This is a genomic window from Paludisphaera rhizosphaerae (genome assembly GCF_011065895.1).
In the GTDB taxonomy this organism is placed as follows: domain Bacteria; phylum Planctomycetota; class Planctomycetia; order Isosphaerales; family Isosphaeraceae; genus Paludisphaera; species Paludisphaera rhizosphaerae.
The window spans coordinates 300,005-326,972 of the sequence record NZ_JAALCR010000006.1; the positions used below are offsets into that span (position 1 = coordinate 300,005).

General features: G+C 66.8%; 19 protein-coding genes. 9 read left to right on the top strand and 10 right to left on the bottom strand.

Annotated features, from left to right (window positions below; genetic code table 11):
* Nucleotides 1-2 precede the first annotated feature (2 nt).
* From G5C50_RS10245 to G5C50_RS10255, 3 genes are all read right to left on the bottom strand, one after another.
* Nucleotides 3-653, bottom strand: a complete 651-nt coding sequence (locus G5C50_RS10245) for a Uma2 family endonuclease (RefSeq protein WP_165068568.1) — start codon at nucleotides 651-653, stop codon at nucleotides 3-5.
* 259 nt (nucleotides 654-912) lie between these two features.
* The gene (locus G5C50_RS10250) at nucleotides 913-1,272 is read right to left on the bottom strand and encodes a hypothetical protein (RefSeq protein ID WP_165068571.1); all 360 of its coding nucleotides are present in this window, start codon (nucleotides 1,270-1,272) and stop codon (nucleotides 913-915) included.
* A gap of 18 nt (nucleotides 1,273-1,290) precedes the next feature.
* Nucleotides 1,291-2,976 carry an Hsp70 family protein gene (locus G5C50_RS10255; protein WP_165068573.1) on the bottom strand — a complete coding sequence of 562 codons (1,686 nt, stop codon included), beginning with the start codon at nucleotides 2,974-2,976 and terminating at the stop codon, nucleotides 1,291-1,293.
* 480 nt (nucleotides 2,977-3,456) lie between these two features.
* Here G5C50_RS10255 and ptsP point away from each other — a divergent pair, with 480 nt between their 5' ends.
* On the top strand, nucleotides 3,457-5,232 hold the full coding sequence (gene ptsP, locus G5C50_RS10260; RefSeq protein ID WP_165068575.1) for a phosphoenolpyruvate--protein phosphotransferase: 1,776 nt from the start codon (nucleotides 3,457-3,459) through the stop codon (nucleotides 5,230-5,232).
* Between the two features lie 3 nt (nucleotides 5,233-5,235).
* On the opposite strand, the gene G5C50_RS10265 is transcribed toward ptsP, so the two are convergent.
* Nucleotides 5,236-5,592 (bottom strand): hypothetical protein, encoded by a 357-nt coding sequence (locus tag G5C50_RS10265; protein WP_165068577.1) that lies wholly within the window; start codon nucleotides 5,590-5,592, stop codon nucleotides 5,236-5,238.
* Between the two features lie 255 nt (nucleotides 5,593-5,847).
* Here G5C50_RS10265 and G5C50_RS10270 point away from each other — a divergent pair, with 255 nt between their 5' ends.
* From G5C50_RS10270 to G5C50_RS10280, 3 genes are all read left to right on the top strand, one after another.
* Entirely contained in the window at nucleotides 5,848-7,242 is a 1,395-nt protein-coding gene (locus G5C50_RS10270; RefSeq protein WP_165068580.1) for a HEAT repeat domain-containing protein, read from the top strand.
* 68 nt (nucleotides 7,243-7,310) lie between these two features.
* A complete protein-coding gene (locus G5C50_RS33025) occupies nucleotides 7,311-8,231 on the top strand; it encodes a uracil-DNA glycosylase (RefSeq protein ID WP_261349406.1) in 921 nt (306 codons plus the stop codon).
* A 167-nt stretch (nucleotides 8,232-8,398) separates the two neighbouring features.
* Entirely contained in the window at nucleotides 8,399-11,512 is a 3,114-nt protein-coding gene (locus tag G5C50_RS10280; RefSeq protein ID WP_165068582.1) for a serine/threonine-protein kinase, read from the top strand.
* A gap of 26 nt (nucleotides 11,513-11,538) precedes the next feature.
* Here G5C50_RS10280 and G5C50_RS10285 read toward each other — a convergent pair whose 3' ends face one another.
* The 5 genes from G5C50_RS10285 to G5C50_RS10305 all read right to left on the bottom strand — a co-directional run bounded on the left by G5C50_RS10285 (nucleotide 11,539) and on the right by G5C50_RS10305 (nucleotide 16,533).
* Nucleotides 11,539-11,973, bottom strand: coding sequence for a hypothetical protein (locus G5C50_RS10285; protein ID WP_165068585.1), 435 nt, complete (start codon nucleotides 11,971-11,973; stop codon nucleotides 11,539-11,541).
* Nucleotides 11,974-12,100: 127 nt separating this feature from the next.
* Nucleotides 12,101-12,526, bottom strand: coding sequence for a hypothetical protein (locus G5C50_RS10290; protein WP_165068587.1), 426 nt, complete (start codon nucleotides 12,524-12,526; stop codon nucleotides 12,101-12,103).
* A gap of 258 nt (nucleotides 12,527-12,784) precedes the next feature.
* Nucleotides 12,785-14,812: an NAD-dependent DNA ligase LigA gene (gene ligA, locus G5C50_RS10295; protein WP_165068590.1), complete on the bottom strand. Its 2,028-nt coding sequence runs from the start codon at nucleotides 14,810-14,812 to the stop codon at nucleotides 12,785-12,787.
* A 55-nt stretch (nucleotides 14,813-14,867) separates the two neighbouring features.
* The gene (locus G5C50_RS10300) at nucleotides 14,868-15,893 is read right to left on the bottom strand and encodes a hypothetical protein (RefSeq protein ID WP_165068592.1); all 1,026 of its coding nucleotides are present in this window, start codon (nucleotides 15,891-15,893) and stop codon (nucleotides 14,868-14,870) included.
* Nucleotides 15,894-16,128: 235 nt separating this feature from the next.
* Complete coding sequence (locus G5C50_RS10305) at nucleotides 16,129-16,533, bottom strand: NIPSNAP family protein (RefSeq protein WP_165068595.1); 405 nt, start codon at nucleotides 16,531-16,533, stop codon at nucleotides 16,129-16,131.
* A 183-nt stretch (nucleotides 16,534-16,716) separates the two neighbouring features.
* Here G5C50_RS10305 and G5C50_RS10310 point away from each other — a divergent pair, with 183 nt between their 5' ends.
* The 3 genes from G5C50_RS10310 to G5C50_RS10320 are packed head-to-tail and all read left to right on the top strand — an operon-like array spanning nucleotide 16,717 to nucleotide 21,957.
* Nucleotides 16,717-19,965 (top strand): PSD1 and planctomycete cytochrome C domain-containing protein, encoded by a 3,249-nt coding sequence (locus tag G5C50_RS10310; RefSeq protein ID WP_165068597.1) that lies wholly within the window; start codon nucleotides 16,717-16,719, stop codon nucleotides 19,963-19,965.
* A 14-nt stretch (nucleotides 19,966-19,979) separates the two neighbouring features.
* On the top strand, nucleotides 19,980-21,401 hold the full coding sequence (locus tag G5C50_RS10315) for a DUF1501 domain-containing protein (RefSeq protein WP_165068600.1): 1,422 nt from the start codon (nucleotides 19,980-19,982) through the stop codon (nucleotides 21,399-21,401).
* A 25-nt stretch (nucleotides 21,402-21,426) separates the two neighbouring features.
* Entirely contained in the window at nucleotides 21,427-21,957 is a 531-nt protein-coding gene (locus tag G5C50_RS10320) for a MogA/MoaB family molybdenum cofactor biosynthesis protein (protein ID WP_165068604.1), read from the top strand.
* 224 nt (nucleotides 21,958-22,181) lie between these two features.
* Here G5C50_RS10320 and rsmG read toward each other — a convergent pair whose 3' ends face one another.
* Entirely contained in the window at nucleotides 22,182-23,639 is a 1,458-nt protein-coding gene (gene rsmG / locus G5C50_RS10325; protein ID WP_240907041.1) for a 16S rRNA (guanine(527)-N(7))-methyltransferase RsmG, read from the bottom strand.
* A 166-nt stretch (nucleotides 23,640-23,805) separates the two neighbouring features.
* Between rsmG and G5C50_RS10330 the strand changes: the two genes are divergently transcribed.
* Together G5C50_RS10330 and ftsH are read left to right on the top strand one after the other, a co-directional pair.
* Nucleotides 23,806-24,651 carry a DODA-type extradiol aromatic ring-opening family dioxygenase gene (locus G5C50_RS10330; RefSeq protein ID WP_165068610.1) on the top strand — a complete coding sequence of 282 codons (846 nt, stop codon included), beginning with the start codon at nucleotides 23,806-23,808 and terminating at the stop codon, nucleotides 24,649-24,651.
* A gap of 142 nt (nucleotides 24,652-24,793) precedes the next feature.
* Nucleotides 24,794-26,821, top strand: coding sequence for an ATP-dependent zinc metalloprotease FtsH (gene ftsH / locus G5C50_RS10335; protein WP_165068612.1), 2,028 nt, complete (start codon nucleotides 24,794-24,796; stop codon nucleotides 26,819-26,821).
* Nucleotides 26,822-26,968 lie beyond the last annotated feature (147 nt).

Here is a 26,968-nt window from a genome sequence, read left to right on the forward strand (position 1 = left end):
GTTCAGCCCTCCTTGCCCGGTGCGACGATTTCGCGGACCCAGCGGCGAAACTCCTTGATCCACGCTCGGTCGGTTCCTGAGCGGTAATCGCGAACGAATGCCGCGAGTTGCTCTGTCGGGACGATCGGGAAGCTAGGACTCTGCTTTGACGTCGAGTAAAGCTCATCCCGCAGGATGTAGACGACGATCGACGATCCGTCGAACCGCCATACCTCTGGGACCTTCAGCGCGGCGTATATTCCGAGGCGTTTTCGGGAATCACTCGTCACGTCGATCTCGACGGCCAGATCCGGCGGCGGGTCGGTCGCTGGATCGTACTCGCGCCAATCATCGACACGGGAGGCGCTGGCGATCAAAAAGCAAGCGTCGGGTTCTAACCCTTGTTCGAGGGCCTGACTGGCGAACGTCGTGGATCCGAGCGCGAAATAGTCGACCTCCAACTCGTCGGCAATGGTCTCGATCATGCGAGTGAACAGCGACTTGTATCTCTCGTGGATCGGGAGCGGCGTCATGAGTTCGAGCATCCCTCGATCATAAGTCAGGCGCAGGGAGCGATCCTTGAACAGGTCAAGAAGGGTTTCGTATTGCGACCACGGGACGCCGTGGAGCACCAATCGGCGGCCCTCGGTATCGGTATGCTCGGCGATGGACATAGCGGCTCCTGACGCGGCTTTACCGATCCGGCTTCGATTCGACAGTGGCCGGAGCTTGCAGCGTCTCGAAATACTTCCACATCATATCGAGGACGGCTGGAAACTCGCCGTAGCAGGAATAATAGATCTTGATCCAACGGTCATCGTGACGGGCGGCCAGCGTCGATCTGAGATAGCCATGGCGACTGATCGCGTTGGTTTGACGGCGATCACTTCCTATGTAGAACGAGGAATCAGGGGCTTGATACTTAGTCGTGAGTCAAGCGGATCGACCCAAGAAAGAGATCTCGTGGCCGACGGCCTCTCTCTCCGGCTCCTTCAAGGACCACTCTCCGGACAGAAAAGGGCTGTTCCTCGTCTGAATCCAGAAGGTGAAGTCGCCGTGAGAGACGTCAGGATTCTCTGACAGCTTCACCTCCCATCCAGAGGGCCGGACCATTAACCACGCGCTTGGAAGGTAGACACGGTACGACTCGTCGGGTGGGGATGTCGGGACGACCGGCGTCGAATACGGGAGCTGAAGAATGGGAGGAATGAGAAAGCAGATTAGTAGCCCGAGCACTGAGGCGACCACTAGCATTTCGCCCAGGCGGGATCTCAATCGGCGTTCCTCGGCCATGCCATTCTCTCCGGGACCTCACGACACCGTCAGCAGCCGGAGCGCCGTGGAGCGTTCCTCGACGGCCTCGGAGTCGCTGACGGCCTCGGTCTGGAAGTCGACCTCGATGGCGCCGCCGGCGGTCAGGTCCAGGGCGGTGACGTTGAGGCGGCCGTCTCTCGTGATGGCGAACTTGACGCGGATCGGGCTGTGGGCGGGGAGGCGTTCGGGGAGGTTCAGCGTCGCCACGCCGACTTCCTGGCAGTCGGTCGGCTCGGGGCTGTCGCGCTCGCCCGACATAACCTTGATGTCCACGGCCATCTGATTGTCGGCGTCGGTGCCGAAGTCGGTCGAGCGTTCGAAGGGGACCTCGGTGTTCCTCGGCAGGAGATAGACGACGACCTCTTGCCGTTTGTCGTTCAGGGCCACCACGCCCAGGCTCTTGGACAGGACGTTGACGATCTTCGTTCCGACCAACTCGCGGACCGGGCCCGTCAGTGTGAAGCCGAGCTGCTTCTCCAGGCGGTCGAGGGCCTCGGCCACCTCTTCCTCGGGGACGTCGCTCAGCTCGATGGGAGCCCGGTCGGCGTCGGCCGACGCCTCACCCGCTTCGGCGGCCTCGGCGGCGAGGATCTCCTGCACGCCCTGCTGGAGCGACTCCTTCAGGCCGTAGAGCGCCGCGCCCTTGGCGACGGCCTCGTCCGGGTCGTAGCTCTCGGGCTCGACGTTGAACTCGGCGATGATCCGGTCGCGGACCTGGGGCATTCGCGTGGCGCCGCCGACGAGGATGATCTTGTCGAAGGTCTGGCAGCCCTTGGCGCGGGCGTCGTCGAGCATCTCGCGGGTCAGCTCGATCGTGCGGTCGAGGAGGTGCTTCGTGACCTCCTCGAACTTCGCCCGGTCCAGTTCGACGCGGGCCTGCTTGCCGGCGTGGGTCACGCGGAACGGGGCCTTGTCGCGCTGGGAGAGCGTCTTCTTGCCGCGCTCGGCCTGGAGCGTCAGATCGTTGAGGACCTCAGGGTCGTCGAGCGGGTCGGACTCCTCGCCGGTCTGCTCGCGGAATTGTTCGGCGAGGTACATCACGACGGCCTCGTCCCAGAGCACGCCGCCGAGCCGGTGGTCGCCGCCGGTGCAGACCACGCGGATGAGCCGGTCCTTGATTTCGATCATCGTGACGTCGAAGGTGCCGCCGCCGAGGTCGTAGACGAGGACCGTCTGGTCGGCCCCCTGCTCCAGCCCATAAGCGACGGCCGCGGCGGTGGGCTCGTTGAGGATCGCCCGGACGTTCAGCCCGGCGAGCCGGCCGGCGTTCGCGGTGGCCTCGCGCTCGGGCGTCCCGAAGTAGGCCGGGCAGGTGATGACGACGTCGGTCACCGATTCGCCGAGCGCGACCTCGGCGTCGCCGACGATCTTGCGGAGGATGAACGAGGAGACGTCCTCTGCGTTGTACGTCTTCCCCTCGTTCTCGAAGACGAAGTTGGGGTCGCCCATGTGCTGCTTGACCCGCGAGACGACCCGGTGCGGCTCCACCTTGGCCGACTCCTTGGCCGTGTCGCCCACGATCACGGCGTCGCCGTCGAACAGGACGACCGAGGGGGTGATCCGCTCGCTCTCCTGGTTCGGCACCACCACCGCCTTGCCGTGCTCGTCGACGTACGAGATCACGGAGTACGTCGTCCCCAGGTCGATCCCGTAGACGCGCTTCAAACCCTCGGGCTGAGACATGTGGGGCGCTCCCGCTGGGTGCTGGATCAGGGCCGGCGATCGAGAAGGTGCGACGGCCTTCGTCGTGAACTGGACATGGACGCCTGGGTCGAGGGGCTCGATCGGTCGTGGCTGCGGCGACGGCCCTTCGGAGTGTTCGCCGTCCGCCTCCGTTTCTTCAACCGACTTCCCTATATTATTCGGATCGCCGGCGACTGATGGAAGCGCGCAGGCTCTTTGGAATCTCGGATCGGCGGTCGCCACGAGCGCCGGCCTCTCCCGTCGCGTCGGTCGACCGCCGATCGGCTCTGGACGGAGGAGCCTGGAATCCCTACGCTATAGATTGACCGGGAGCCGTGGGCGGCTCAGGCGTCCTCTCTCCTTCCCAACTGGTTTCCCGAGGCGGCGAACGGAATGCGCTAAATCAAGCGTGATTTCGGCGCGGCGATCGGTCGGGGCGGGCCACGGAACAGTCATCGGGACGACTCGGCGGTTCGTCTTATGCTCAAAGGCATCGGTGTCAGTCCTGGCGTGGTGGTGGGCGTCGCCTACCGGGTGGAGTCGGTGCTCGGCGCTGGGGAGCCTCAGTCGCTCGAGAGCGCGGCCATGGTCCCCGGCGAGATCGCCCGGTTCGACCGCGCGGTCGAGGAGACCACGGTCGAGCTGGAGACGTTCGTCCAGCGGATCGCCCTGGAACTGGGGACGCCCGCGGCCGACATCTTCAAGACCCACCTCCAGATGGTCAACGACCCGGAGATGACCGCGCGGGTCCATGCGGCGATTGAGAAGAAGCGGCTGACGGCGCTCTCGGCCTTGCAGTCGGTGATGAACGCCTACGCGGCGCAGTTCGCCCGGATCGATCAGGACTACTTCCGCGAGCGCGTCACCGACGTTCGCGACGTGATGACCCGGATCGGCTCACACCTGACGCGCAAGCCCGGCCCGGCCGAAAACGGCAACGGCGCAACCGAGTCGCATGCCGGCGAGGAGCCGGTGATCCTGGTGGCTCATGAGATCCTCCCCAGCCAGGCGATGAGCCTGGGGAACCTGGCGATCGCCGGGATCGTCACCGAGACCGGCGGCTCGACGAGCCACGCCGCGATCCTCGCCCGCAGCCGAGGCATCCCCGCCGTCTCAGGCGTCGACGGGATCATGAACGACGTCGTCGCCGGTGACCTCATGGTCGTCGACGGTCGCGAGGGCCACGTGATCGTTCGCCCCGACCGCGAGGCCACTTCCGCCTACCGCAAGGTCCAGCGCGAGTTCTTCCTGCTGAAGGATCGGCTGGTCGCCAATCGCGATCAGCCCGCCGTGAGTTGCGACGGCACCCACGTCGAAGTCCTGGCCAACATCAACAACCTCGCCGACGCGCAGGCCGCCGATTCCGTCGGCGCCGCCGGCGTGGGCCTCTTTCGGACCGAGTATCTCTTCCTCACTCACCACGACGTTCCCGGTGAGGAAGAACAGTACGAGTACTACCGTCAGATCGTCCTCAGCTCCCCCAACAAGACGACCACGATCCGCACCCTCGACCTCGGCGGCGACAAGACGGTCCCCTACCTGGGACGCCGCAACGAGCCGAACCCGTTCATGGGCTGGCGCTCGGTCCGGATCTTCTTCGAGAACCCCAAGCTCCTGGTGACCCAGATCCGCGCCATCCTCCGCGCAGGAAGGCACGGCAAGGTCTCCATGCTCTTTCCGATGATCACGACCGTGGAGGAGCTGCGTCGGCTCAACACGATGGTCAAGGAGGCCAAGAGCAACCTCAGGCGCGAGGGGGTCCCGTTCGCCGACGACGTCAAGACGGGCGTCATGGTCGAGGTCCCCGCAGCCGCCGTCTGCATCGACGCGCTCCTGCGCGAGACCGACTTCATCTCGATCGGCTCCAACGACCTCATCCAGTACCTGGTCGCCGCCGATCGCGACAATCCCAAGGTCGCCCACCTCTGCGAGCCCCTCAGCCCGTCGATCTTCCGGATTATCAACATGGTCCTGGAGGCCTGCCAGCGCACGGGGACGCCGGTCACGGTCTGCGGCGAGATGGCCGGCCAGCCCAGGGCGGCGCTGGTCCTCTTCGGCATGGGCCTGCGGCGGTTCAGCATGAGCCCCGCCTTCGTCCCCCAGATCAAGGCGCTGATCGCCTCCGTGACGACCGCTCAGGCCGAACGGTTCGCCCACCACGTCCTTCAGCTCTCCACGAGCGACGAGATCCGGGCCTACCTCTCCGAGCGGCTGCACGAGGTTTCCGCCGAGCTGGAAGCCATCGACTTCGCCTGACCCTCACGCCCGCTGGAAGAGCCGGGCGACGGCGAAACAAACCAGCGGCGCCAGGTTGACCAGGGCGATGAACGGGAACCCGCGATACCCGATCGTCGCGAAAAACACCGCCGTCGCCGCGACGGTCGCGAACGCGCCGGGCCACGCCCAAACCGTCGTCGCGGCGAGCGCCAGCAGCATTCCGAAGTGGAGCGCCTGCACCCACCAGACCCAGAGCAGCGGCCAGGCCGTGCCGCTGGCGAGGAACCATTCTCCCAGGTGCTCGACGAAGAAAGCGCCCCAGAACAGGAAGAGCAGCAAGGCGAATCCACGCCCCGCCCACTCGAATGCATCGGCGAACCAATTTGATGTCTGTTGCATGGTGAATCTCCCGGGGGCGATGATTCTCCCCGAATGATTCATGCTCAAAGGTCGACCGACTGTGCCGTCGGGCGGATGAATCCGCGAGCGTCGTGGGTCGTCCTCCTTGACCCAGTCTGCCCGTTGTGAAGCGCAGGCGGCAAGAAGACCGCGCCAGCCGTGAAATCCACGGTTGTCCGGGCGTTAAGGCCGATTCTACAATGATCGGTAGCGGCGAGAATGACCGTGCGCTCCCTGGGCGAAAGCGAGGCTGCCGTGGGTCGCGGAATGCTGGGGCTGGGCGTCGGTCTGTCGCTCGCACTCTCGGCTGCCGTCGCCGCGACGCGGGCCGATCTGATCGCGCTGAAAGGGGGCGGTCAGGTGCAGGGGAAGGTGGTCCCAGACCCTGACGACAAAAAGGGCGAGCGCATTTTCGTGGTTCTCCCCCGTGGGAAGACCCCCCTGACGCTCCGGAAGGACCAGATCCTCGACGTGCTGGCCCAACCCTCGCCGCTCGACGGGTACGCGGAGCGACGGGCGAAACTCGCCCCCTCGGCTCAGGCCGATTACGACCTCGGTGTTTGGTGCCAATCGCACGAACTCCCGGATCTGGCCGAGGTCCATTTCGAGGCCGCACTGAAACGCGACCCTGACTTCGCCGACGCCCACCGCAAGCTCGGACACGTCGAGCATGACGGCAAATGGCTGACGGCCGACGAACAGCGGCGGGCGGCGGGGATGGTCCTGCACAAGGGGAAGTGGGTCCTCGCTGAAGAGAAGGCGAAGGACGACGAGCAGGCCCAGAACTCGGCCGGATTCGCCTCCTGGGTGCGTCGGATCAAGGTGCTCGTGCAGGGGACTCAGTCCGAGTCGCCCGACCGCCGCCGCGACAGCATCGACCAACTGATGCAGCTCAGGGATCCGGAGGCCGTCGGCCCGCTGGTCAAGGTTCTGGGCGAGCAGGACCAGGACCTCCGAACCATGTTGGCGCAGGTTCTTGGCGAGATCCCAGGCGACGCCGCCGCCAGGTCCCTTGTGGACATGATCCTGCGCGATCCTGACGACGCCGTCCGCAACGTGGTCGTCGATCGGCTCCGGAAGCGGGAGGAAGCCATCGTTCCCTCGCGGCTGGTCAAGGCGCTCAAGTCGTCGGACGTCTCGGTCATCAACCGTGCGGCCTGGGCGCTGGGGCGTCTGGACGTCTTCTCCTCCGTGCCGAGGCTGCTGGAGGTCCTCGTCACGACGGAGGAGCGGGTCGTTCTGATCCCATCCAGTCGACCGGCCTATCCCGGGTACGGCCAGCCTCCCCTGATCGCCTACAACGGTAGTTCGGCGGCTTACATGACGGGCCCGGTGGTCGGACCGGGAGCCGTGGCGTATGGGGCGTTCGTCGTTCCCAACGTGATCGGTTTCGACCCACTGAACGGCGGGGCGCCGATCAGCGTCGGCGATGGCATGACCTCTGGTGGGGTGTTTGGCGCCGGGGTGGGCGCCGATCGCGGCCCACAGCCGGGAATCGTGTACATTACCTCGCAGAACGTGGAGGTCCGCACCGCGTTGAACAAGCTCACGGGTCAGGACTTCGAATACGACGTCGCCGCGTGGCGGGCGTGGATCTCTCGGTTCTTCAACCCTCGTCCCGACCCCATCCGTCGCGCCCCTCAGCCTTGACTTGATCCCGCGACGGCCTCGACGTACCATTCGGGCTCGGGACCGGGGGCCCTGGGGGAGAGGCTGACATGGAGGTCGAGATCGACGACGAACGCGACATCGAGCGGATCCGGCTGATCCGCGAGGTTCGCCAACGCCTCGAATCATTGGCAAGGGCCGGGGTCTCCACGCTGCCGAAGTCCCCGGAACGTCCGCCCGTTCCGCGTTCGGCCGTCGTTGAGCCCCCGCGCGAGGCCCCCCCCGTCATCTCCGCCCCTGCCTCTCCACCGGTGGTCGAGCAGCCCAAACCGGCGGCGGCCCCTCCGCCGCCGCCGAGGCCCGCCCCGCCGCCCAAGCAGAGACCGGTCGAAGCCCCGGGCTCCCTTTTCGGCGCCGTCGAATTCAAGGCTCCCTTCATCGAGCCGGCGGATCGTTCGGCGGCCCTGGCGGTGATCGCACAGGAAGTCGCCGCCTGCGTCCGCTGCCCGGTCCTGGTGCAGAACCGAACGCAGACCGTCTTCGCCGATGGATCGCCCACGGCCCGGCTCATGTTCATCGGCGAAGCGCCCGGAGCCGACGAAGATCGCCGCGGCGTCCCGTTCGTCGGCAAGGCGGGCCAACTCCTGACGGACATGATCACCAAGGGGATGGGCCTGCGCCGGGAGGACGTCTACATCGCCAACATCCTCAAATGCCGTCCCCCTGAGAACCGCGACCCCACGCCCGAGGAATCGTCGAACTGCTTCGGGTATCTCGAACGACAGATCGAGATCGTCCGCCCCGAATATCTCTGCTTGTTGGGGAGGATTTCGGCGACGACCCTTCTCAACACGGCTCTGAGCATGAGCCGGCTTCGAGGGCGCTGGCACCGCGTCTTCGGCGTCCCGACGATCGCCACGTACCACCCCGCCTACCTCCTCCGCAACCCTGCGGCGAAGAAGGACTCGTGGGAGGACCTGCAAATGCTCATGAGGGCGATGGGGCTGGTCGTGCCGAAGAAGAAGGGTTGATCGACCGCGTCCGCGGCTGTCTCGCCTGGATGATTCGTTACGTCCGTAAATCCGTTTTTCACTTCGGAAACTTGCGGCGGGGCCTGCTAAGATCATCCCATCCGACGCTCTGAGGGCTCTCAGCCCGCGGCTGGACCTCGACGGCTCGGCGTGGGAGGTCCTGGAAGATGAGCGAGCGATCACCCGAGGAGACCCACGGGCCTTCGCCCTCCGAGGTCCAGCGCATGGCCGAGGCCTGCGCGCGCTTTGAAGAGGCATGGCGGCGAGGCGATCGGCCCGATTTGGAAGAGAGCCTGGCGGACGCGGGGCCGCAAGCGGACCAACTGCTGGAACGGCTGCTGTCGCTGGAGTTGACCTTTCGCGCCGATGCCGGCGAGGAGCCGAAGCCGGAAGAATACATCTCTCGATTCCCGGCTTCTCGCGGCCTCGTGGAAGCGGCCTTCGCCGAGCTTTCGACGGCGGGCGGGGCGAGTCGCAAGGCCCCTCTGAGGGGTGTGAATTCCCGCAACCTGCTGGTCGGTATTCTTGCGCTTCAGAACGGGTTCATCGACCACGCGTCTCTCATCGCGGCGATCCAGGCGTGGGCGGTGGACAAGTCGCGGCGGCTCGGCGAGATCCTCCTGCGCGCCGGCAAACTGGACGCCAGGCAACTCGAACTGCTGGAGGCTCTAGCCGAGGAGCATCGCCGGCGGTTTGGCGACGACGTCCACAAGAGCCTCGCCGCCTTCGGCTCGCTCGCCCCGGTGATTCGAGCCGTCGAGGGGATGGGCGACCCCGACGTCGAGGCGAGTCTCACCACGCCGCCGACGACCGGCGACACAGATGCCACCACGGCCCACGATGCACCCGATGCCGAGGCCGGCGAGAATCCAGCCGGAGGCGGTGGAGCACGCGGCAGATCCTGGTCGTCCTCGCGGTTCCGAATTCTCCGCTTCCACGACGCCGGGATGCTCGGTCGGATTTTCATCGCTCTGGACCAGGAGTTGAACCGCAACGTCGCCCTGAAGGAGATCCAGGAAAAGCACGCTTACCATCCAGTCAGCCGAGACCAGTTCGTGCTAGAGGGGATGGTCACCGGCGCCCTGGAGCACCCGGGCATCGTGCCGGTCTACAGCCTCGGTACGCATGAGGACGGCACCCCGTTCTACGCGATGCGGTTCATCCAGGGGCCCAGTCTGCGCGAAAAGCTGAAGCAACTCCACGGCGCGACCGACGCTGCACCGCCGCCGCCCGGTGAGCCGCCCGTCACGCTCCCCAGGCTGCTCCGGCATTTCGTGAGCGCCTGCCAGGCGATGGCCTACGCTCACAGTCGGGGGGTGCTGCATCGCGACCTGAAGCCGGACCACATCCTCCTGGGTCCGTTCGGCGAGACCCTCGTCGTTGACTGGGGGCTGGCCATGCCGATCCCCCGGAAGGAGGGCGAATCGGCCGTCGTCGGCGACTCGATTCATCTGCCGCCAGGCGGATACGACTCGACCCTGGCGCAGGATGGCGTCGTCGTCGGAACGGTCGCCTACATGAGCCCGGAACAGGCGGGCGGCTTCATCAGTCGGATGGATCAGACCAGCGACGTCTACGCGCTGGGGGCCATTCTCTACGCGATCCTGACAGGGAAGGCTCCGTTCACCGGCGGAGACTTCGCCACCATGCTCGGCCGCGTCCGAAGGGGCGACTTCGCCCGGCCTCGCGAGATCAACCGCGACGTCCCTACCGCGCTGGAAGCCGTCTGCCTGAAGGCCATGGGCCATAATCCCGGAGATCGTTACCCCACGGCCGCCGACCTGGCGCAGGACGTCGAGCGATGGCTCGACGACGAGCCCACGATGGCGTTTCTCGAACCGCTTCCGATACGCGCCGGCCGCTGGCTCCGCCGGCATCAAACCACGGCTGCGGCGGCGGCCGTTGCGCTGATTTCCACGCTCGTCGGGCTCGCCGCGTTGAACGTCCAGACGGCTCGGGCCAATGCGGCGATCCGCAGCGAACGCGATCTGGCCGCCGTCGCGCGAGACCAAGCTGTGGCGGCTCGACGAGAAGTGGAGGAGAACTACGCGAAATCGCTGGATCTGACCGAACGCTTCCTCGAACGGATTGCGGCCGAGGATCTCCTCCTCATCCCGGCAGCGATCCCCCTGCGCGAGGACACGGCTGGGATGGCGGCCGGTTTTCTGGATTCGATCTCGAAGTGGAAACCGGCTGACCCAGAGGTCCGCTTCCAGACCGCGAGAAACTATCGAGAACTGGCCAATATCCGGAGGATTCAGGGGAAGCTGGACGAACAATCTTACGACCGGGCCGTTGCACTCCTCCGCGAAGCAGCGGTGATCCGGCCCGACGTTCCGAGGTACCGTGACTTCCTGGCGGAGACTCTGCTGGATCTGGGTGGGGCCCACCGCATCCGGAACGACCCCGATCGGGCCGCTCCGTTTCTCGCCGAGGCCGCGAAACTGAGCGAGGCGCTCCGCTTGGAATACCCCAAGGAGCCCAGGTACCAACGGACCGAGGCGAGGGTCTCCAACTCGTTGGCGAACAATCACCTCGGCGTCGGGAGCTTCAAGGAGGCTGCGGAAGCGGCCGAGCACGCTGTCGGTCTCATGAAACCACTGGCCGATTCCGAGAATCCGGGGAGGACCGACAGGCTTGAGGTGGTCTTGTTTCAGGATACCCTGGGCGAAGCGCTCCTGGAGTTGCGGGAATTCGCTCGGGCCGCCGCTGAACTCGGCGAGGTCGTCCGTCGGGCCGACGACGAAGTGCAGAAGAACCCGACCGACAAGCTCAAAACCGTCTTCCGGCAGCAACGTTCGAACGCGCGGACGAAGCTCGCGCGTTCGCTCGCCGGGGCGGGCGGGCAGGCCGAGCAGGCGAAGAAGGCCGTTGATGGGGCGGTCGGCGAACTGAGTGAGCTGTCGCGAATCAGCCCCAAGAACACGAACTACCGCAGGGCCCTCATCGAGGCCTTGCTCGCCCGCGCCGAATTGCAGGCCGCTGCGGGGGCCCTGCCGGAAGCTCGCAGCGACCTTACGCGCGCCGACGAGGAGGCTCAGGAGTTGATCAAGGCCGACGCGAAGAATTCGGCCTTCTCCGCGTTGAAAGGGCGGGCCCTCGGCAAGCTCGCTCTTCTGGACGTTCGCCAGTCGAACGTGAAGGCGGCGCGGCCCCGGCTGGAGGAGGCCCTCGTTCATCTCCGCTCAGCCCGAGATGTGAATCCCCGTAACGCGCGGACGCAGAGAAGCCTCGAAGAATTCGAGGTCGCATTGAGCGGCCTGCCGGCGGCCGGCGACTGAGAGCCTAGGTCTCTCCACTTGTTCTGTCAGGTATTCACGAGGACGTCATCGTCGGGAAGCTCGGGCGACTCGTTCTCCTCGGTGCTGGGATCTTCATCCGTCGCGACGATGTCGATGTCGACCGGATCGCTGCCGTTGGGCGGCTCATTCGTCAGGGTGATGTCTACCGAGGCTTGATCTTCCTTGACGTCGCCGTCCGCCTGCCCCTTCGTCGCCTTCTGCTCGATCAAAACGTATGGGTCTTTTTCGTATTTGAACCCCACGACAAGCAGAATGTACGTGGTCTTCTTGCCGAGCGACTGCTGACGAACGAGCAAACGTGTGATCTTATGTTTGCCATCGCCAAGTTGGACGTAGGGGATGGTGCCCTCTTTAATCGAGAGATCTCCTATGCCCTTCGCGAAGTGGAGAGCGACGCCTCGCCGGGACTTTTTGAAGATCTTGACGTGAGAGTCGGCCATGAAAGCGACCTCCCGATGTGGAGTTGCACAAATCCTTCTCGCACTATTACGCGTCTTGGTTTACTTCGTTGCAAGAAAAAATCGATATAGTCCGATCTGGGGCGTGGCGGCTGCGTTCGTTCGTGATTCAGTTGCTGAAGAGGAAATCGTCGAGCGGGTTTGGGACGTCGTTCGGTTCGGAGTCAACGCTGACGGCGGTCTCATGAATCGTCACGTTGCTCGGCGTGGTGCTTCCGGGCGGCGTATTTGTAACCGTGATATCGATGTCCGCTGTGTCGCCGAAAGTCACTTTCTCTTTTCTCTTGCTGAGCTTGCCGAAATGGTCGGCGTAGAATAAGCCGGCGATTAGTATGGAGTGTTTCGATCCGGGCCCAAGCGAGAGCTTTCGGATGACCGACCGAAGAATCGCTCGAGGATGCGTGGGATCGTTGCTCAGGGTCACTGTTCCCTGATTGGGAGCGACGGTGATGCGTCCGACGTTCTTCACGATCGCGACAATGACGACGGCACGCGCCTCCGCGAAGATTTTGACCCGAGGCGGCAACGCGGGCATGGCAGGGCTCCTCACGGTGTCTGGCGTCAGAGGTGGGCTTCGCGAGTTCTGCGTCTCGATGAAGTACAACGCCGAAGACGTGATGTTGCTTCTTCACCAGGCGAGGCGGGCTCTGCTCCGCGATCGTGCGAGTCCCGCCAACGAATCACTGCGGCAGAGTCAGGCGTTGGGGCGAATTGGTTCGGAATGATATTGTTGATCCGGATCCCATCGTATGCTCTCTGTCCGCCGCCGCAAGGGTGCAGAGATGCAGGATCGTCACGAATTCTCAACTCCAGCCATCCGCTCGAACTCAGCCTCGTCGAGTACGGCGACGCCCAGGGCGTGGGCCTTGTCGAGCTTGCTGCCGGGATCGGCGCCGGCCAGGACGTAGCCGGTCGATTTGGAGACGGAGCCGGTCACCTTGCCGCCCAGGCTCTTGATGAGCGTCTCGGCCTCCGCGCGCGAGCGTTTCGGAAGCGTTCCGGTCAGGACGAACGTCTTGCCCAGGAACGGGAGATTGGCGGCCGTTGATGAAACCGGGGTGTAGGGCTGCGGGTCGACGCCGAGTTCGGTCAACTCGTCGAGCAGGCGCTGGTGGTCGGGTTCCTGGAGGAACTCGTGAACGCTCGCCGCGACGACGGCGCCGACCTCGGGGACGGCTTCCAGATCGGCGAGGGACGCGTTGCGCAGCTCGGCGAGCGTCCGGAAACGCGTGGCCAGGACTTCGGACATCCGCACGCCGACGTGGCGGATCGCCAGACCGTTGATGAAGCGGTCGAGCGTCTTGCGCTTGCTCTGCTCGACGCCCGCCAACAAGTTCTCAGCCGACTTCTCCCCCATGCGCTCCAGTCCGGCGAGCGTCGCCGCGTCCAGCCGGTAGAGGTCGGGGAGGCTCCGGACGAGGTTGGTCTTCACCAGTTGATCGACGAGCTTGTCGCCGAGGCCCTCGATGTCCAGCGAGTCGCGGTGGGCGTACTGCCGCAGCCTCCGCTCGAACTGCTGGGAGCAGGCCGAGGGCCGGTTCGAGCAGCGGTAGTCGACCTCGCCGGGGTCGCGGACGACGGGGGCCTCGCAACTCGGGCAGCGGTCGGGGAAGACGAATTCGACTTCGTTGCCGGTGCGTGCCTCGGTCTCGACGCGGACGACCTGGGGGATGATCTCGCCGGCCTTCTGGACGACGACCGTGTCCCCTTCGCGGACGTCCTTGCGGCGGATCTCATCCGCGTTGTGGAGCGTGGCGCGCTTGACGGTCGTGCCGGCCAGGCGGACGGGTTCCAGCTCGGCGACCGGCGTGAGCTTTCCGGTCTTGCCGACCTGCACGGTGATCTGGGTGATCTTCGTGATCGCCTGCTCGGCCTCGTATTTGAACGCGATCACCCACCGCGGCGACTTGCTCCGCGATCCCAGCCGGTTGCGCTGGCCGAGGTCGTCCACCTTCACCACCAGGCCGTCGGTCTGGAAGTCGAGCGTGTTCCGCCGCGTCTCCCACTCCTTGGCGTGCTCGATGACCTCGTCGATCGAATCGCAGCGGACGACGTGCGGGCTGACCGGGATTCCCAGGGCTTTCAGCTTCTGGAATACGTCGTAGAAGGACGTCTCGTCGAGCCCTCGGACCTCGCCCAGGCCGTGGCCGATGAACTTGAGTCGGCGGCGGGCGCAGAGGCGGGAATCCAGCAGCTTGAGCGAGCCGGCCGTGGAGTTTCGCGGGTTCTCGAAAGGCTTGTCGCCGGCCTCCTTGCGCAGCTCGTTCAGGCGTGCCAGCTCGGCGTTGGTCATGTAGACCTCGCCGCGGACTTCCAAGACCTCGGGGGCCTTCCCGTGCAGCTTCAGGGGGAGGTCGCGGACGGTCCGCAGATTGGCCGAGATGTCGTCGCCGCGCTCGCCGTCGCCGCGGGTCGACCCTAGCACGAACTTCCCGTCTTCATAGCGGACGGAAACGGCCACGCCATCGACCTTCAACTCGACGACGTAGCGGACCGTCTCTCCTGCGTTGAGGCCGCGACGGACGCGTGCGTCCCACTCGCGAACCTCGTCGTAGTTGTAGGTGTTGTCGATCGAGAGCATCGGGACGGCGTGGACGACCGTCGCGAACTGGGATAGCGGCTCGCCGCCGACGCGCTGGGTGGGGCTGTCGGGTGTGGCGAGTTCCGGATGCTCGGCCTCGATCTCGGTCAGCCGCTGCATCAGCCGATCGTAGTCGCGGTCGCTGATCTCGGGGGCGGCTTCCTGATAGTAGAGCCGGTTGTGCCGCTCGATCTCGGCGCGGAGGGACTCGGCCTCGCGCTTCACGTCGTCCGTCGCCATCGTTCGGGCCTCCCTTCGCGCTTCTCATCTTATCGGCCCGAACCGGCCTCGGGGATCAGGACGAGCCTGTCGCGAGGAGGCGAAGCAGCCAGAGGACGACCGCGCCAAGGCCGACCCAGCCCGCGATCGTCCACCAGGTCGCGTAGATCAACATCCCGCGGCCGTCGACATGCACCTGCGAGCGAATCGGCGGCTCGATCCTGACATCCGGCGCGGAGGGCCGAGCCGGAGCCGCTGAATGGTCGAAAATGGGGCGGACGACAATGGTTGCGGCGGGCGGGCGGGTCGCGGCTTCCTCGGCTTTCTTCGCGCCGGTGCGTCGCAGGGCCTCGGCGAGGTCCTTCGTGTCGGTGATCTCACCGAGCGGGGGTAGCTCTCGATCGGCCGCAGGCGAAGCGACGGGCGAAGTTTCGGCCGGCGCAGTCGCCGGCTTCTGGGGGACCGGCTGGGCCGCCAGGCCTCTCGCCGCGGCGAGCTTGTCCTTCACGGACATCTTGCCGGCCGGCGCGGTCGGTGCCGGAGCGGGAGCCGCGGGAGGCGGCGTCGCGGCCGGCGACCCCTCGCCACGCGCGGCGGCCAGCTTCTCCTGGAGCGTCAGCTTGCGGCCCGGCGCAGCGGCGGCGGCGGCCGGTGCGGCTGCCGACGCCTGGGCCGGTGCGGGTGCCGTCAGGATGGTCGCGGGCTTGCGTTCGGCGCGAGCTTTCTCCAGCTTCTCGCGGAGCGTCAGCCGGCCCGGGGCGGCGGGAACGTCGGCGACGACCGGATCGCTGGACGCCGCCGCGCCGTTGCGGGCCGCGATGCGGGCCCCGCGCTCGACATTCGCCTGATCGAGCTTCTCCTGGAGCGTGAGGCGTCGGGCCGGTTCGGCCGTTGACGCGCCTGCGCGGGCCTCGCGCTCGAGCTGGGCCTGACCGAGCTTCTCCTGGAGGCTCAGCCGGGGCTGAGGACCGGCGGCCTTGGGCGTGGGCTCGGGAGCCGGCGGCGAAGGAGACGGCGCCGCTGGTTTCTGGGACTCGGCGGGGGTCTGGCCTCCGCGTCGGGCGGCTTCCAGGATCTCCTGAACACTCGGTCGTCTGGCCATCGTTCGCTTCCGGCCTGTCTGGCTCGAATCGCCCGAATCCGGCCGGCGTCCTCGGGACGTCGGTCGATCAGGCTCGGAGAGGTCCCGCGCGGGGGAAGGTCGGGGGCGTCGAGGACGCCCGCGCCGTTGCTCGCCGCCCACGACCCGACGCACCGGCCGCGGCGAAAATGGCGGGGCCGCGGGGCGTCGGACGACCTTCAGACTAGCACTTTCGCCCCCCTTGGTTCAACGTCGCTCACTTCATGGCGCTGTAGTCGGTGGGGGCCAGGAAGACGGATTCGACCTTCTCGGTGAGCGAGCCGTTCTTCTCGCTCTCGGCCTTGGCCTTGATCCACTCCGGATCTTCGCGGAAAGCCTTCCAGGTCTTGGTCGCGGCCTCGCGGTTGGGGTACGCGACGAGATAGATGAGGGTCTTGTCCTTGGCGTCCTTGTCGTCGGTGGGCACCCAGAAGCCGACTAATTCGGCCCCGTGCTTCTTGAGCAGGGCGCAGGTGTGGTCGCGGAACCGCTTGTGGAGGTCGACGAGCTTGCCGTCGGGCGTGTGATACGTGCGCAGCTCGAAGACGCGGTGGGGCTCGTCGGCCTTGGCCGAGAGGGTCATGGCGAATCCCAGCAGGAGCGTGGTCAGGGCGAGTCGCATCGTGATCGTCTCCCAGGTTCGGACGGCCGTCGCAATGGGCGGCGGCGGTTCGGGTTGTACCACGCGCCGAGCCGTCGACTCAAGGGAGCGGGCCTCCCGGTCGGTTGCGACCGAGACGATTGTTGAATAGAATTTGGATCGGGCGGAAGCCCAAGCCGATCCCCTCTCAACGGAGGACCCGCCATGACCTCACGACGGCTGTGGGTCGCCGCGTGGTCGGGGCTCACCCTGGGCCTGACCGCGGCGAACGCCCTGGGCGACGACGCATTCGAGGCCCAGATCCGACCCCTGCTCGTGGAACGTTGCCAGTCCTGCCATGGCCCCGACAAGCAGAAGGGGAGTCTGCGGGTCGACAGTCGCGAGGCGCTGCTGGAGGGAGGCGACAACGGCCCGGCCGTCGTCGCCGGCGACCCCGCGGGCTCGCCCCTGATCGAAGCCGTCCGGCGATCGGGCGAGCTGAAGATGCCGCCCGACGAGAAGCAGAAGCTGTCGCCCGAGGCCGTCGCCGCTTTGGAGCGTTGGATCGCCGCCGGCGCGCCGTGGCCGAAGTCGGCCGCGACGCCTGTCACGACTCGCAAGGACCTCTGGGCTCGCCACTGGGCATTCCAGCCGGTCGTCGATCCGCCGGTGCCGAAACCAGCCGAGACGTCCCTCATCCGGACCCCCGTCGACGCGTTCGTCCAATCACGGCTCGACGCCGCCGGGATTCCCCCGGCTTCCGAGGCCGATCGCCGCACGCTCATCCGCCGCGTCTCCTACGACCTGAACGGCCTGCCGCCGACGAATGACGAGGTCGCCGCGTTCGTCGCCGACCCCGATCCGGACGCCTATGAGAAGCTCGTCGACCGGCTACTCTCCAGCCCGAGGTACGGCGAGCAGTGGGGGCGGCTCTGGCTGGACGTCGCCCGGTACTCCGACACCAAGGGGTACGTCTACGCCCGCGAAGAACGCTTCTCCGTCCCCGCCCCCGCCTATCGCGATTGGGTGGTGAAGGCGTTCAACGACGACATGCCCTACGATCGTTTCCTCGTCGATCAGATCGCCGCCGACCAGTCTGATCCCTCGGCTGCCGCGGCCATGGGATTCCTGACCGTCGGCCGGCGGTTCCTGGGGGTGACGCACGACGTGATCGACGATCGTATCGACGTGGTCTGTCGCGGCACGATGGGACTTACGGTCGGCTGCGCGCGCTGCCACGATCACAAGTACGACCCGATCCCCACGGCCGATTATTACTCGCTCTACGGCGTCTTCATGAACGCCACCGAGCGGCTCGTCCGCGTGGGCGACGGCCCCCTGGAGGGGCAAAAGCGGGAGGCCTTTGAGGCCGAACTGCTCAAGCGACAGGAGGCCATGCGCAAGGGGATGGCCGAGGCTCGAGCGGAAGCGGCGAAACGCGCCCGGGCGAAGATCGTCGATTACCTCCTTGCCCAGCTCGATCTGGCGAGCGTGCCGCAGGAAGGGTTTGACATCGTCGTCGGCAAGGACGATGTCGTGCCCGCCTTCGTCCGCCGCTGGACGGCCTATCTCGATCGCCAGGCGAAGGCCGACGATCCCATCTTCCGCCCCTGGCGTCAGATCGTCGCCAAGGAGCCGATCACGTCCGCAGCGCCGCTCAATCCTCGCGTCGCCTCGGCTTTCGCGACGCCGCCGGCCTCGCCGCGCGAGGCGGCCGAGCGTTACGCCAAGCTCTTCGCCGAGGTCGACGAGCAGTGGCAAGCCAGCCTCAAGACGTCAGCCGACGCTCTCGCCCTACCCGATCCGGACGCCGAGGCCCTCCGTCGGGTCCTCTACGCTGAGGACTCCCCCTGCCTGGTCCCCGACGAGCCGATCGTCTCGACCGAAGGTTATTTCGACACCGGAACCATCGATGCGATGTGGAAGCTCCAGGGCGAGGTGGATCGTTGGCTGATCCAGCCTCAGGCGCCCCCCTTCGCCGTGGAGGTCGTCGATCGAGCCGACCTGCGCGAGGCCCGCGTCTTCCGCCGCGGCTCGCCGGCCAATCAGGGGGAAACAGTCCCGCGTCGGTTCCTTCGCGCCGTCGCCGGCTCGGACGCGGAGCCCTTCGATCACGGCGCGGGGCGGCTCGACCTGGCCCGAGCCATCGTCGATCCCTCGAACCCACTGACGGCCCGCGTCTGGGTTAACCGGATCTGGGCCCGCCACTTCGGCGCCGGTCTGGTGCGAACGCCCAGCGATTTCGGCATCCGCGCCGAGGCCCCGAGCCATCCCGAAATGCTGGACTGGCTGGCGAGCCGACTGGTTGAATCGGGATGGAGCACCAAGGCGATCCACCGCCTCATCGTCCTGTCCTCGGCCTATCGCCGCCGGTCCGACGCACCGACCTCGGCCAAGGCGGAGGCCGTCGACCCCGAGAACCGCCTGCTCTGGAAGATGAACCCCCATCGCCTGACCTTCGAGGAACTGCGCGACTCGCTGCTGGCCGTCTCCGGCGAACTCGACGACCGGATGGGCGGCCGGGCTACGGCCCTCTTCGGCGGATCGTCCAACAGGCGGCGGACGCTCTACGGCCTGGTCGATCGCCAGTTCCTGCCGGGCGTCTTCCGGACCTTCGACTTCGCCAACCCCGACCTTCACACGCCCAGCCGCAGCGAGACCACCGTTCCGCAGCAGGCCCTCTTCGCCCTCAACAACCCGTTCGTCGCCGACCGGGCGCGGAGCCTCGCCGCGAAGCTCCCGAAAGATGACTTCGAAGCCGGCGTGCAGCGACTGTACGAGGCGATCTACCAGCGACCGCCGACTTCCTCGCAGTCCTCGGCGGCCGTCGGCTTCCTGCAATCGTCGACCGCCGCTCCCGAGCCCTCGCCATCGCCTGAGTCGCTCGCCTGGAGCTACGGTTATGGCGCCGTCGACCCGAAGGAGGGCCCTTCCACGGCGTCGTTCACCCCCCTGCCCCACTTCGACGGCGAGGGCTGGGGGGGCGGCCCGAAGTGGCCCGACAAGAAACTCGGATGGGCGCGGATCACGGCCGAGGGGGGCCACCCGGGCGACGACCTCAAGCGCTCCATCTACCGCCGATGGACCTCGCCCGTTCGAGGCGAGGTCGCCGTGGCCTCGACTCTCGTTCACGAAGAAGCTGCCGGCGACGGCGTGCGGGGATGGCTCATCCACGGTCGACGGGGCGTCCTCAAATCGGCCGCCGTCCACAATGGTCGCGAGGACTTCTCGGTCGACTCCATCGCCGTCGAGCCGGGCGATACGCTCGACTTCGTCGTCGATATTCGCGACGGCCTGAACAACGATCAGCACCTCTGGGCGCCGACGATTCGGGTCGTGAAGGCCGAGCCGCCGTCGCCTTCTGCCTGGGACGCCCATCGCGACTTCGGCGGTCCGCCGCCCCGCCGGCTCAGCCCGTGGGAGCAGCTCGCCCAGGTGCTGCTGATGTCCAACGAGTTTACATTCGTCGATTGAAGGAGGGCCGGATCGTGAGCCACGACTTTGAAGGTCCGCTGTTCAGTCGACGGGCGATCCTGCAACGCTCGGCGCTGGGGCTTGGCGCCCTCGGCCTGGGCGGGCTGTTGAGCGATGAGAAGGCCTTCGCCGGCGAGGCGACCCCAGGCGGGTTGCTTGCCGCGAAACCACCGCATTTCCCCGGCAAGGCGAAGCGGGTCATCCACTTCTTCCTCAACGGAGGCCCGAGCCAGGTCGACACCTTCGACCCCAAGCCGGCGCTCGCGAAATACGCGGGACAGCCGATCCCCATCAATCTGACGACCGAGCGCAAAACCGGTGCGGCGTTTCCCTCGCCCTTCAAGTTCAAGCGTTACGGCGAGAGCGGCATCGAGGTTTCCGAACTCTTCGCACGGACGGCCGAGCACATCGACGACATCGCCGTGATTCGGTCGATGGTCGCCCAGGTGCCGAACCACGAGCCGTCGCTGATGCTGATGAACTGCGGCGATTCCGTCTTGCCGCGCCCCAGCGTCGGCGCGTGGGTCCTGTACGGGCTCGGCGTGGAGAACCAGAACCTCCCCGGCTTCGTCGCCATGTGCCCCGGCGGATTTCCGATCAAGGACGCTGAAAACTGGAATTCCGGCTTCCTTCCCGGCGTCTACCAGGGGACGTTCGTCGATCCCAAGAACCGCGAGATCGACAAGCTTATCGAGAACGTCCGCAGCCCCCACGCCTCGCGTGAGTCGCAGCGACGGCAACTCGACCTGCTCCGCACGCTTGATGAGGAGCATCGCCGCGAGCGTCGAGACCCCCGGCTGGAGGCCCGCATCCAGTCGTTCGAGACGGCTTTCCGGATGCAGGTCGAAGCGGCCGACGCCTTCGACGTGGACCGTGAGCCCCAGCGCATCCGCGAGATGTACGGCGACACCGTCCACGGCCGCCAGACGCTCATCGCCCGACGGCTTTTGGAGCGGGGAGTCCGCTACGTCCAGCTCTGGCACGGGGCCGGCCAGCCCTGGGACGATCACGCGGCCATTGAGAAGAACCACCGCGCCCACGCTGCCGACATCGACGGCCCCATCGCCGCCCTGCTGACCGACCTCAAGCAGCGTGGGCTGTTCGAGGACACGCTCGTCATCTGGGGGGGCGAGTTCGGCCGCACGCCGACCGTCGAACTGGACGGCTCCGGCAAGGCGGCCCTCGGCCGCGACCACAACCACTACGGCTTCACCGTCTGGATGGCCGGCGGCGGCGTGAAGGGGGGGACGATCCACGGCGCGACCGACGAGTTCGGCTTCAAGGCCGTGGAGGACGTCGTCGACGTCCACGACCTCCACGCGACGATCCTCCACCTGCTGGGCTTCGACCACGAGCGCCTGACGTACCGCTACGCCGGCCGCGACTTCCGCCTGACCGACGTCGCCGGCCGCGTCATCCGCCCGATCCTGGCCTGATGGGAATCCATCAAGGACGAGAACCATGAGCAAGGGACGATCCGTCGACGAGCATCGAGCCGAAGCCCCGAAGTCGCTCACCCTGGCCGTCCTGACCGTCTCCGACACCCGGACGACCGCAACCGACGCTTCCGGCGCGCTGATCGTCGAACTGGCCGAGACTGCTGGCCATCGCGTCATCGCCCGCGCCATCACCCCCGACGAACCCGAGGCCGTCCGCGCCTTCATCACGGCCCGCGTTGGCGAACATCCCGCGCAGCCGGCCGTCGACGCGGTCCTCGTCACCGGCGGGACTGGCATCAGCCCGCGCGATCAAACCTACGAAACGGTCTCCGCCTTGTTGACGAAGCCCCTTCCCGGTTACGGCGAGCTGTTCCGGATGCTCAGCTACGAGCAGATCGGCCCCGCCTGCATGCTCAGCCGGGCCGTCGGCGGCCTGATGGACCGGACCGTGATCCTCGTCATGCCCGGCTCCCGCGCGGCCGTCGAACTGGCGATGACGAAGATCATCCTGCCGGAATTGCCCCATCTGGTTCGCGAGGCGCGGAAGGGCTGAGCGGTTGTCGCTTCGGGCGATAGGTTTGCGGTTCGACGGTCTTCCCCCCTCGCGGGGGAAGACAGACCGCGCAGCGGTCAGATGAGGGGGCGACCGGCATGGGTCGAGAATCGAAGCATCGGACTTCGATCCGATGCCGATCCCCCCTCATCCGGCCCTTCGAGCCACCAGGGGGGAAGGCCGTTGATCTCCCTACCCGGGCTGTTGGTGCCAGGCCCAGACGCTTAGCCCCGCGACCGTCGCGACCACTCATAAAGCGCCACGGCCGTCGCCGTCGCCGCGTTGAGGGACTCGACGCCCTCGGCGATGGGGATCCGTCGCTTGGGCCCGCGTCGGAGGTGTTCGGGCAGTCCGGGACCCTCCACGCCGACGACCAGGCCGAACGTCTCGGGGAAAGGCTGGGCGTCGATCGATTCGCCGGCGGCGTCGAGCGCGATCAGCGGGTGGGTCGATGAAGACAACTCGCGGATGGACGGCCCCGTCGTCAGCTCGACCTGAAACAGGGCAGGGCCGGCGGCTCGGCTGGCGCGGGGGTGGAAGGGGTGGGCGGCCTCCTGGAGCAGCACCACGCGAGGGACGCCGAACGCCGCCGCCGACCTCACCACCGCGCCGACGTTCTCCGGGTCCTGGAAGGGGACGAAAAGCGTGCACCCCTCTGGCCAGGGTTCGGCGTCCGACCAGGGTTTCAACTCGGGCGCGCGGACCAGCAGCAACGGGGCGTGAGTTCCAGCGACGTCCAGGGTTTTGAAAAGCGGCCCGGCGAGACGGTGCCAGGTCCAGGATGAGTCGGGCGGCGGAGGGCCCTCGGGGTCGGTGATCCAACCCTCGACGCGCTCCGGGAAGCGCTCGGCGACCTCGCCGGTGATTCTCGGACCAGCCAGGATCGCCAGCCCGTGCTTGCGGACGCCCCGGCCGGCGAGCAAGTCGGACAGGAGCCGAAACGTCGCGTTCGACTCGCTGGCGATCTCGCGGATGGTCCCGGAGAACGACCGAGCGGCGCGGGCGGAATCGCTATGGCTCTTCTCGATCAGCGGCGCGTCGGCGTCGGTCCGCTCGTAGACGACCAGCCGGCGGTCGTGGGTCGTGCCGGGGATCGTGTAGGCGTGGTCGGCTTCCAGGCGGAACCAGGTCTTCCAGTCGCGCTCGGCCTCGGCGATCTCCGGGTCGCAGCCGGGCCCTTTCATGAAGATCATCTTGCCGCCGGGCTTGATGCAGGCGGCGACGCGCTCGAACGTCTCGGGGATCGCGGCGACCGCCCGGGTGACGACGCCTCCGACCTGACCGGGGTAGTCGGGCCCCAGCTTGTGGGCGTAGACCTCCACGTCCTTCAGGCCGAGACGCTCGCAGACCTGGCCCAGGAACTCGGCGCGGGCGGAGCGGGGCTCGCAGAGGATCATGTGGACGTCGGGCCGGGCGATCTTGAGCGGCACGCCGGGAAGCCCCGGACCGGAGCCCATGTCGATGATCGGCGACGGCAGATCGGCGAACTGCAGGACCAGCAGGCTGTCGACGTAGTGCTTCAGCACCATGTTCTCAAAGTTGTGGATCCGCGTCATGTTCAGCGACGCGTTCGCGGCGCGGAGCATCTGGTGGTAGGTCCACAAGGCGTCGTACTGGTCGGACGCCAGTTCCACGCCGCAGTCGCGCAGGATCGCTTCCAGTCCGCCTCGCCCGGGTCTCAACGCCGCCTCCAGCATCATTGGATCGCTTGCGCCCGTCGCGTCGCGGGCGAGGAACCATGTTACTCGCCCCGGCCTCTCCGCGACGACGCCAACCGGCGAACGCTTTTGACCTCGCGCTAGAATTGAGACGTCCGGGCGACGACCGCCCGAGGAGGTTCCGAGCGCCATGACCGCTGACAAACCCGGCCGACGCCTGCCCGTTCTCTTCATCCCCCACGGCGGGGGACCTTGCTTCTTCATGGACTGGACGATGGGGCCCCGCGACACCTGGGATCGGCTCGCCGCCTGGCTGCGGTCGGCGCCGGATCTCGTCGGCGTCCGGCCCCGGGCGATCCTGATCATCTCCGGCCATTGGGAGACCCGCGGCTTTCGGGTCACTTCGGGGGAACATCCCGAACTGATCTACGATTATTCCGGGTTCCCGCCCCACACCTATGAGTTGACCTATCCAGCACCGGGCGACCCTGCCCTGGCGAGTCGCGTGGTCGAACTGCTCTCCAACGCAGGGTTATCCGCCGCGCCCGACCCGGATCGAGGCTTCGACCACGGCGTTTTCATCCCCCTGAAGGTAGCTTTCCCAGACGCCGACGTCCCGGTCGTCGCCCTCTCCGTCGATCGATCACTCGACCCAGACCTGCATGCGCAGGCTGGCGCAGCGCTCGCTCCCCTGCGGGACGAAGGCGTGCTGATCGTCGGCAGCGGGATGAGCTTCCACAACCTCCGGGCGTTCTTCGGCGGCGAGGGCTCGGATCAATCGGACCGCTTCGACGCCTGGCTGACCGGCGCTGTGGAGGCTCCCTCGGCCGACGATCGACGGCGACTGCTCGATGATTGGGCTGCGGCTCCCGGCGCACGGTTCGCCCATCCGAGGGAGGAGCATTTGATCCCCCTGATGACGGTCGCCGGCGCGGCGGGGGCGGATCTGGGCCGCAAAGTGTTCGAAGACCGGATCATGGGGCATCTCTGCTCGGCCTTCGCGTTTGGGATCGACGGCTCCCCGCCTACCCCCTGACCTTTCGGCCGATCTTCGCTACAATTCCCAAATGAGCGCCTGTCGGCCGGCGTCGCCCGCTGCGCCGGGACCGATCGGGTCGAGACGAGAAGTCTCCCGGGCGACGTGAGAGAAACTGCCTGATCCCATAGAGTGAGATCGCATGGAGAACCGACCGCAACAGCCGGAGCCCCCCCGTCGTCCTTCGCCCCCTCCGGTGCGGAAGCCGAACGGCGCAGGAGGTTCGCCGACGCCCCCGTGGCTCTGGGTGATCCTCCTCCTGGGAGTCGCCTTCATCCTGTGGCAGTTCAAGCCGATGAACGAGACGCCCGTCGTCTACTCGCCCTGGTTCCTGGACCAGGTCGAGCAAGACAACATCAAGAGCGTCTCGCTGATGGGGACGGAGATCCGGGGTGAACTCCGCGAAGCGAAGGATTACAAGCCTTCGCCGAGTTCGCAGACGCAGGAAACTGTTCGCAAGTTCATCACGTACTTCCCCTCCGACGAGGCGATCCAACCCGTCATCGACCGGCTAAGCAAGAAGCCGGCCAAGGCCGGGGTGGAGCCGGTGCGGATCGACCCCAGCCCGGCCAACCAGGCGAGCGGGATCGTCTGGCTGATGCTGTTGCTCCCCACGTTCCTGATCCTCGGCTTCATCTACCTGATGATGCGTCGGGCGCGTGACCAGTTCGACGGCGGCATCCTCGGCAGCTTCGTGAAGAGCCCGGCCAAGCGGCACGACAAGTCCAAGCAGCGGACGACCTTCGACGAGGTCGCCGGCCTGGAGAACGCCAAGGGCGAGTTGCAGGAAATCGTCGAGTTCCTCAAGAACCCGGAGAAATTCCAGCGCCTGGGCGGGCGGATCCCCAAGGGCGTCCTGCTGATCGGACCTCCGGGCACCGGCAAGACCCTTCTCGGCCGCGCGGTGGCCGGCGAGGCGGGCGTGCCCTTCTACTCGATCTCGGGCTCCGAATTCATCCAGATGTTCGTCGGCGTCGGCGCCAGCCGGGTCCGCGACATGTTCAAGACGGCCAAGGAAAACAGCCCCTGCATCCTGTTCATCGACGAGATCGACGCCGTCGGCCGGATCCGAGGCGCCGGGCTCGGCGGCGGGCATGACGAGCGTGAGCAGACCCTCAACCAGATCCTGACCGAGATGGACGGGTTCTCGCCGAGCGAGAGCGTGATCGTCCTGGCCGCGACCAACCGGCCCGACGTCCTCGACCCCGCCCTGCTCCGTCCCGGCCGGTTCGACCGCCACGTCACCGTCGATCTTCCGACCAAGAAGGGGCGGCTGGAGATCCTCAAGGTCCACGCCCGCAACGTCCCGCTCGCGGCCGACGTCGACCTGGACCGGATCGCCCGCAACACCGTCGGGATGAGCGGCGCCGACCTGGCGAACCTCGTTAACGAGGCCGCGCTGCTGGCCACCCGCGAGGACAAGGCGGCCGTCGACGACAAGGATATGGAGGCGGCTCTCGACAAGGTCGTCCTCGGCGCCAAGCGCGAGGAGGCCATCACCGACCGCGACAAGCGCGCCACCGCCTACCACGAGGTCGGCCACGCCCTGGTCGGCTGGCTCACCCCCCGCTCCGACCCGGTCCACAAGGTCACCATCATCCCCCGAGGCCGCTCGCTGGGCGTCACCCACTTCATGCCCGAGGAAGACCGGCTCAGCCTCAACGAGAGCCAGATCCGGGCCAAGCTCTACATGACGATGGGGGGACGGGCCGCCGAGCGCCTGATCTACAACGACCTCAGCACCGGCGCCGCCCAGGACCTGAACCAGGCCACCCGGCTCGCCCGCATGATGGTCACCCAGTGGGGCATGTCCGAGCGCGTCGGCCCGGTTTCCTTCCGCTCCAGCTCCGAGCATCCGTTCCTGGGCCGGGAGATGTCCGAGCCCCGCGACCACTCGGAGCACATGCAGCAGATCATCGACGAGGAGGTCGCCCGGATCCTTCGCGAGGCCGAGGAGCACGCCTTCAGCCTGCTTCAGGAGCACCGCAGGGAGCTAGAGAAGCTGACCGAGGCCCTCATCGAGAAGGAAGTCCTCACCGAGGCCGAGATCACCCAACTCATTGGCAAACGCGCTGGACACGTCGAGCCCGAGCCCGACACCAGTGCGACCGTCGATACCAAGGACCCCAACCCGGACGAGGTGGTGGCGTCGATCGACAATCCGAGTTGAGCGTCGACAAGGTTTTCTCGATCCCGACTCGCCGATCATTCGTTGCAGGTGGACGTTCGTGTTCCTCGGTCTTGATCCTCGAACGCTCCACCTGCCTCCTTCCCTCCGATTCGGGGCCGATCCCGCGAAGCCCCAGCGACAGATCGC

Bases quoted from the DNA above. Each gene is read 5' to 3' on its own strand.
- G5C50_RS10245 (WP_165068568.1), bottom strand. From the start codon at position 653: ATGTCCATCGCCGAGCATACCGATACCGAGGGCCGCCGATTGGTGCTC.
- G5C50_RS10250 (WP_165068571.1), bottom strand. From the start codon at position 1,272: ATGGCCGAGGAACGCCGATTGAGATCCCGCCTGGGCGAAATGCTAGTG.
- G5C50_RS10255 (WP_165068573.1), bottom strand. From the start codon at position 2,976: ATGTCTCAGCCCGAGGGTTTGAAGCGCGTCTACGGGATCGACCTGGGG.
- ptsP (WP_165068575.1), top strand. From the start codon at position 3,457: ATGCTCAAAGGCATCGGTGTCAGTCCTGGCGTGGTGGTGGGCGTCGCC.
- G5C50_RS10265 (WP_165068577.1), bottom strand. From the start codon at position 5,592: ATGCAACAGACATCAAATTGGTTCGCCGATGCATTCGAGTGGGCGGGG.
- G5C50_RS33025 (WP_261349406.1), top strand. From the start codon at position 7,311: ATGGAGGTCGAGATCGACGACGAACGCGACATCGAGCGGATCCGGCTG.
- G5C50_RS10280 (WP_165068582.1), top strand. From the start codon at position 8,399: ATGAGCGAGCGATCACCCGAGGAGACCCACGGGCCTTCGCCCTCCGAG.
- G5C50_RS10285 (WP_165068585.1), bottom strand. From the start codon at position 11,973: ATGGCCGACTCTCACGTCAAGATCTTCAAAAAGTCCCGGCGAGGCGTC.
- G5C50_RS10290 (WP_165068587.1), bottom strand. From the start codon at position 12,526: ATGCCCGCGTTGCCGCCTCGGGTCAAAATCTTCGCGGAGGCGCGTGCC.
- ligA (WP_165068590.1), bottom strand. From the start codon at position 14,812: ATGGCGACGGACGACGTGAAGCGCGAGGCCGAGTCCCTCCGCGCCGAG.
- G5C50_RS10300 (WP_165068592.1), bottom strand. From the start codon at position 15,893: ATGGCCAGACGACCGAGTGTTCAGGAGATCCTGGAAGCCGCCCGACGC.
- G5C50_RS10305 (WP_165068595.1), bottom strand. From the start codon at position 16,533: ATGCGACTCGCCCTGACCACGCTCCTGCTGGGATTCGCCATGACCCTC.
- G5C50_RS10310 (WP_165068597.1), top strand. From the start codon at position 16,717: ATGACCTCACGACGGCTGTGGGTCGCCGCGTGGTCGGGGCTCACCCTG.
- G5C50_RS10320 (WP_165068604.1), top strand. From the start codon at position 21,427: ATGAGCAAGGGACGATCCGTCGACGAGCATCGAGCCGAAGCCCCGAAG.
- G5C50_RS10330 (WP_165068610.1), top strand. From the start codon at position 23,806: ATGACCGCTGACAAACCCGGCCGACGCCTGCCCGTTCTCTTCATCCCC.
- ftsH (WP_165068612.1), top strand. From the start codon at position 24,794: ATGGAGAACCGACCGCAACAGCCGGAGCCCCCCCGTCGTCCTTCGCCC.